Source organism: Kitasatospora sp. NPDC004531, assembly GCF_053602195.1.
In genome coordinates, this window is the sequence record NZ_JBSGDD010000212.1 from 1 (window position 1) to 1,186 (window position 1,186).

Sequence of the window (1,186 nt, forward strand, 5' to 3'; positions counted from 1 at the left end):
CTGAACTTAAATTCGTGATGTCGGCCTGGGTTGATCAGCCGTCCATGATCAGGCCGGTGCCCGCGAGACAGGCATCGATGAGGTGAGGCCGGTACTGGATCTGCTTCAGGCTGCGTCTGACGGCCCGGGCGAGCCGGTCGAGGTCGGCGGCGGCAAGGTTGCCGATGGTGCGCTTGACCAGCGACCAGATGCCCTCCTGCGGGTTGAGGTCCGGCGCGTACGAGGGGAGTTGGAAGACGGTCAGCCAGTGCTTGTTCGCCCGGACGAACTCCTGCATTGGCGGCATCAGGTGGGCACGGAGGTTGTCCCACACGAGCACGATCGGGCCGCCGAGCTGGATGTGCGCGCGGATCAGCAGGTCCCGGTAGTCCTGCCAGGTCAAGCCCTTCTTCTCGCCCTTGCGGCCCCGGTAGACGTGGAAGCTGTAGAACATCCGGGACCGCTGACCGGGCTTGTAGCAGCTCAGCCCGGCCATGGAGACCCGGCCGGCTCCCCGGCCGCGCACCCGCACGACGGGGGTGCAGCCGAGCCTGCCCCAGGTCCTGGCGCGCGGCGGCCTCATCGACTGCCCGGCTTCATCTTCAAAGACGAGCCAGGCACCGCGGGCCGCCGCGGTGCTTTTACCCGCGGCCACGTGTCCTTCTTCCACAACTCCACCGCCGCGTCGTCGCGTTCGATCGCCCGGCGGGCCGGCTGCTGCCAGGACCAGCCGTGCCGCTTCAGCAGGACCCAGGTGCCCTCCACGGTGTAGGAGACGTGGAACAGCCGGCCGATCAGCGTCTTCACCCGCGCGAGCGTCCACCGCTGGTCCGCCCAGCCGTGAGCCAGCGGCCCGCGCTCCAACTCCCGCTCCAGCCGCACGATCTGGGCACCGGACAGCTTCGGACGACCGGGCGAGCCCTTCGAAGCGACACCCGCCGCACCGCCCTCGCGCCACTGCCGGCGCCAGCGTTCCACCGAACGCACACTCACCCGCAGCGCGGCCGCGATCTCCCGACTCTTCTCACCACTCTCAAAGCGCTCCACGGCCTGCTGCCGGATCCGCTCCCGCGCGGCCCTCTCCGCGTCGGTCAAACCGCCGCCCTGTGCATACCTCACAGCACACGACTACCGGGCTCGACCCTCCGCCGGCAGACGAACGCTACGACTTCACCCGTCCGAGCGACATCACACATTCAACTTCAGT

The 1,186-nt window shown here is 68.8% G+C and carries 1 protein-coding gene; it reads right to left on the reverse strand.

Annotated elements, in window-relative coordinates; genetic code table 11:
- Nucleotides 1-34 precede the first annotated feature (34 nt).
- A protein-coding gene (locus tag ACWEMJ_RS34165; protein ID WP_452141032.1) for an IS630 family transposase occupies nucleotides 35-1,098 on the reverse strand; the annotation gives its coding sequence in 2 pieces (ribosomal slippage) (nucleotides 35-651 and nucleotides 651-1,098; 1,065 coding nt in all).
- Nucleotides 1,099-1,186 lie beyond the last annotated feature (88 nt).